Consider the following 4,958-nt stretch of genomic DNA (forward strand, 5'->3'; position numbering starts at 1 on the left):
CAGCTACGGCGTGAAGCTGGTCTCGACCACCAATCCGATCAACGATCCGACCGATCTGGAAAACATCTTCCTGAAGACGGCAGACGGACGTTTCGTGCCGATGTCGACCATCGCCACGCTGACCGAACGTGCCGTACCGCCATCGCTGTCGCGCGAACAGCAGCAGCCCTCGGTGGCCATCACCTCCAACCTCAGTGGCGACTTCGCGCTTGGCGACGCGCTCACCCGCGCCGAGGAGATCGCCACGCCGCTGCTGCCTGCGGGCAGCCGCATCCTGCCTCTGGCCGAGGCGGCGACGCTGGGCGAAACCAACAGCGCCATGATCACCATTTTCGGCTTCGCGCTGGTCATCATCCTTTTGGTGCTGGCCGCCCAGTTCGAAAGTTTCGTCAGTGCCGTCATCATCATGGCGACGGTGCCGCTCGGACTGGCCTGCGCGATTTTCGCGCTTCTGCTCTCGGGCACCAGTCTCAACGCCTACAGCCAGATCGGCCTGGTGCTTTTGGTTGGCGTCATGGCCAAGAACGGCATCCTGATCGTCGAATTCGCCAACCAGCTGCGCGATCGCGGGCTTGGCGTGCGCGAAGCGATCGAGCAGGCCTCGATCATCCGCGTGCGGCCGGTGATGATGACGATGATCTGCACCGTGCTCGGCGGCTTGCCGCTGGTGCTGGCGAGCGGCGCCGGTGCCGAGGCGCGCGTCGCGCTCGGCTGGGTTATCGTCGGCGGCCTGGGGTTGGCCACCGTCTCGACGCTGTTCCTGACGCCGGTCGCCTATCTCCTGCTTGGCCGCTTCGTGACGCCGAAGACCCATGAGGAAGCGCGACTGAAGCGCGAGTTGGAGGAAGCCGCCTACACCAATGTGGAACCGGCGGAGTAAAGAAATCCAGGGAAAAGTGTGTAGCGGTTTTCCGTCCGGAATTTCGTAAGAAAAATAGTTCCGCCTATCTCAAGAACCGGCCTTCGATCGACCAGCGCGCGGCGAGGAAATTCAGCACCGCCGCCACCACGACACCGGCGATCTTTGCCGGCCACACTCCGGCGATGCCGGCAAACAGCGCGATGGAGAGGCTGGAGACGCCGAGCGAAATCAGCCCTCCAAGCGAGGCGAAGCGAAGGAATGCGTCACGCAGCCGGATGGCTCGATTGCGCTCGAACGACCAGAAGCCGTTCGCCGCGAAGGAAAAGGTGACGGCGATGAACCAGGCAGCAACGTTGGCCGGCAGCGGCGAAGCACCGAGCTTGAGCAGCAGGAAGAAGCTGGCAAGGTCGATGGCCGTGTTCGCCAGTCCGACAATGGCAAAGCGGACGATCTTGTTGCCGGTCGAACGCGGGGGCCGCTCGGCGTCGTTCATCCCCTGCCATCCATGATTGCGACATTGGCGCGGGCCAGGCTGGCTCCGAACGCGTCCGATGCCAGGGCCGCGAATTCGACCTCGCGCACACCTTGCATCGTGTCGCGCGCGCGCAGCGTCTCGTCGACATGGCCGGGATGGCACATGAACAGCCCTTGTTCCGGCAACCCTTCGACGGCGGCCTGCAGAACCGCAGTGAACTTTTCGGGCTGCCGCCAGTCATAGATGCCGGCGAGCGGCTGGAAAACGATGAAGCCGGCGCGCTGCATCGAACGGTTGAACCCGGCAGCGAGCGCGGCAATCGCGGCGACCTTCGACCCTGCGGCCAGCGCCGGGCCGCCGCGTAGGGCCGGCCTGTCGGCGCCTTCTGGAAACCGCGCGCGCAGCCATGTGCGCACGACGGGAAGGAAATGCACATGCTGATGCCCGTCGACGAAATCGGGGCGGCGGCCAAGCGCCTCGACGAAGCGGCTGTACTGGGCGTCAAGCTCGGCATGAACATGGCGCTCGTCGATGCGGCCGCGCAGAACAGGCAAGGCCAGTGCGCGGAGCGGTGGCAGCCGGCCTTCCGGCGCCAGGTTCGACCGGCCGGTAATGGTCAACTGGTCGGTCAAGGTGAGATGCAGCCCGACCGCGGCCCGGCCGCACAGCGGTTTTATGCGCGCTGCCTCCGCTTCCCATTCCGGAAAGCCGGTCATGCAGCTGGTGCCGGTCAGGCGGCCGCGATCGAGCAGGTCGAGAATCGCGGCGGAAACGCCGGGCGCCAGGCCGTAATCGTCGGCGATCAGGCGGATGCGCCGCGTCATCTGTTCGAAGTGCCTGGCTCCGGCCGATCGGCGGGGGCCACGCTGCGCACGACGTCGCGCACGAGATAGACCGGGCGATCCTTGCTCTCGCTGAGCGTGACCCAGACGTATTCGCCGATCAGGCCAAGCAAGGTCAGGTTGAGGCCGCCGAGCAGGACGACGGCAACCAGCAGGCTGGGGTAGCCCGGAACGGCAATGCCGTAGAAGATCACCTCGAAGAGCACCTTGGCGCCATAGAGCGCACCGGCCAACGCCGCGAGCAGCCCGCTGAGGCTGATGAGACGCAAGGGAATGACGGAAAAGGAAGTAAAACCTTCGAGCGAGAAGGCGATCAGGTTGAGCCGGCTCCATTTCGACGTGCCGCTGGCGCGGCCTTCCGGCGAATAGGGCAACGCCTTCTGGCGAAAGCCGGCCCAGGCAAACAGGCCCTTGTTGAAGCGCCGCTTGTCGCGCAGGCTGGTCAGCGCGCGCGCCACGGCGCCGCGCATGACGCGAAAGTCGCCGGCATTTTCGGGAATATCGAAACGCTGGCTCGAGTTGATCAGGCTGTAGAAAAGCCGTGCAAGCTGGCTGCGCCGCCAGCTCGCCTCGCGGCGGTCGTTCTGCGCATAGACGACGTCGATGTCCGGATGGTCCACCAGCTCGGCGATCAGCTTCAGGCTGATGTCCAGGGAATGCTGGAGGTCGGCGTCCATGATCAGCACCATGTCGCCGCGCGACTGGTCGAGGCCGGCGAGCACCGCGACTTCCTTGCCGAAATTGCGGCTGAGGCGCACGATCTCCCACGACCCCGTCAGCGCTTGCGAAAACCGCACGGCGCCATCGTCACGACTGCCGTCATCGACCAGGATCTTGTGTACGGTCATGCCGAAGCGTTGTGCCACGGCCACTTCGAGCTCGCCCAGCAGGCGCGCGAAGGCCGATGCCGATGCCGCCTCGTTGAAGAACGGTGCGACGATATCGAGGCTCGGCCGCAACTCAACCATTGGCGACTCCCGCATTCACCACCTTTTCCCGTGCCTTGGCCCAGAACCACCAGATCAGCGAACCGGCGATAAAAGTGACGGCGACCGGCCGGAACCAGGGGAAGAGGAAATCGTGCACATGGCGCTCGACGCCGCTCAACCCGGTCACGAACAGCGTCGTCGACAGCACCGAGGCAAGGACGCCGCCCCGTTCTTCACGCCACAACAGGGCGATGGCAAGACCGGCTGGTACCGCGATCATGGCAAAGGTGTTTGGCTCGACGCGCGGGTTGAAGACGCACATGTAGAAAGTGGCTGTCAGGAAGATCGCCAGCGCCGCCTTTCCCTGTTCGAGCCTGCGGTCGAACCAGATGACGGCAGAAAGCGTAAACAGGGCCATGACCATGCGCACGATCGTTGCGCCGAATTCCGGTATCGGCAGTCCTATCGTGGTGAACGGTGCCGTGAAATCGGTGGGCACGAAATGGCTGGTGTTGTCGACGGCCATGGAGGTCAGCATCTGGATGAAGACACGATGCTGATCGTTGAGATAGCCGGCGGGAGCAAAAGCGTAAGGCAGTGCCAGCACGAACAGCAGCGCCAGCACCAGCACCGGTATCAGCCGGAGCCGAAGGGCTCCTACCAACAACAGCATTATGATCGCGGTCGGCTTGGCGATGATGGCAAGCGAAGCCCAGAAGAACGTCTCCGCCCGCCGCCCTTCCAGCGCCGACAGGGTGAGAAGCCAGCAAGCGCCGGTCAAAAGGATCGTCGCCTGGCCGTTGCGGATCGCCCCCACCGCCATCGGCAAAGCGAGGAAAAGACCGAAAGAAAGCAGCCATGTCAGTTCGCCGCCGCCGAGCTTGCGCACCTGCCGCATCGCGGCGTAGGTCAGCACCGCAAAGCCAATGGAATGCCAAACCAAGCCGCCCAGATGCGGACCAAGCTTGACTATTGGAGTGTAGAGCGCGGCAAAGGCCGGCGCGTAGAGATACCCCATCTCGGACTGGGTGTCGTAGAGCGGCAGACCGGCCTGAAGCGCCACGCTGCCGTCGATATAGGCCTGCCATACCGTCCGCGTGTGCGGTGACCACAGGACCAGGGCAAGAACGACCAGGAACGCTCCGATCCACAGGCCAAACCCCAAACGGTCGAAAACCGGCTTGGAAATCGTCATCAAGGCGCTCCACACAATCCCGGAACTGGATCAGTCCAGCCTGTCCCGGCATTCGATGGCGGCGGCATATCACGGACGAAGTGGCGTGGCATAGGGGGCTGACGAACGTCAGGGCCGCACCTCCTTCGCCTCGAATATGCGTTCCCACCTTCATGGCTGCCGTCCGAGGCTGGCGACCTGACTAATCGTCAGTGAATTCGGGCAAACGAAAATAGGGGTTGCGCGGATCAAAGGGATATTTCGGCTCGCCCTTACCAGCAAGAACAGCCCCCGGAATCAGCACGCCTTTCGGCCCGAACTGATAGTCGATGCCGGCACAGAGGTGAGCGAGATCCTGGTAGTTGAAACTGCGCAACGCACTGCCACCTTCAAATGCAGCTGTTTTGAGTTGCTCAGGCATGAGCGGCCCGATCATCCTGTCGCGATAGGCTTTGATCTTGGCCTTGTTGAGTCTGGAGGCCTGACATTCGGCGCCGACGACCCGCGCCAGCATGATGTTCCTGACCGCAGTCCCGGCAGGATCATCCAGCGGGGCCGAATATTTCTTGAGAAAGTAATTCGTACCGGGATCGTTCGTCATCGCCTTGCGCCAAAACGGCGGGAACTTTTCGGCAGCCTGTTCTCACAAGCAGCCCCTTTTTTGCAGTAACTGGAC

At 63.4% G+C, this 4,958-nt stretch carries 6 protein-coding genes; 1 reads left to right on the forward strand and 5 read right to left on the reverse strand.

Annotated elements, in window-relative coordinates:
* On the forward strand, positions 1 to 880 hold an 880-nt coding region (locus tag ENZ75_RS20715), incomplete at its 5' end, for an efflux RND transporter permease subunit (RefSeq protein ID WP_164887900.1).
* A gap of 64 nt (positions 881 to 944) precedes the next feature.
* On the opposite strand, the gene ENZ75_RS20720 is transcribed toward ENZ75_RS20715, so the two are convergent.
* The 5 genes from ENZ75_RS20720 to ENZ75_RS20740 form a co-directional block, all read right to left on the reverse strand.
* Positions 945 to 1,355 carry a GtrA family protein gene (locus tag ENZ75_RS20720; protein ID WP_013529676.1) on the reverse strand — a complete coding sequence of 137 codons (411 nt, stop codon included), beginning with the start codon at positions 1,353 to 1,355 and terminating at the stop codon, positions 945 to 947.
* Positions 1,352 to 2,161, reverse strand: a complete 810-nt coding sequence (locus ENZ75_RS20725) for a ChbG/HpnK family deacetylase (protein WP_063168965.1) — start codon at positions 2,159 to 2,161, stop codon at positions 1,352 to 1,354. Before ENZ75_RS20725 ends, ENZ75_RS20720 begins: the two co-directional genes overlap by 4 nt.
* Positions 2,158 to 3,147 carry a glycosyltransferase family 2 protein gene (locus ENZ75_RS20730; RefSeq protein WP_063168966.1) on the reverse strand — a complete coding sequence of 330 codons (990 nt, stop codon included), beginning with the start codon at positions 3,145 to 3,147 and terminating at the stop codon, positions 2,158 to 2,160. Before ENZ75_RS20730 ends, ENZ75_RS20725 begins: the two co-directional genes overlap by 4 nt.
* A complete protein-coding gene (locus ENZ75_RS20735; protein ID WP_063168967.1) occupies positions 3,140 to 4,303 on the reverse strand; it encodes a glycosyltransferase 87 family protein in 1,164 nt (387 codons plus the stop codon). Before ENZ75_RS20735 ends, ENZ75_RS20730 begins: the two co-directional genes overlap by 8 nt.
* Before the next feature lie 181 nt (positions 4,304 to 4,484).
* A complete protein-coding gene (locus tag ENZ75_RS20740) occupies positions 4,485 to 4,883 on the reverse strand; it encodes a hypothetical protein (RefSeq protein WP_013529672.1) in 399 nt (132 codons plus the stop codon).
* Between the last annotated feature and the right edge of the window lie 75 nt (positions 4,884 to 4,958).

This window comes from Mesorhizobium sp. M7A.F.Ca.CA.002.04.1.1 (assembly GCF_004022805.1).
In the GTDB taxonomy this organism is placed as follows: Bacteria; Pseudomonadota; Alphaproteobacteria; order Rhizobiales; family Rhizobiaceae; genus Mesorhizobium; species Mesorhizobium ciceri.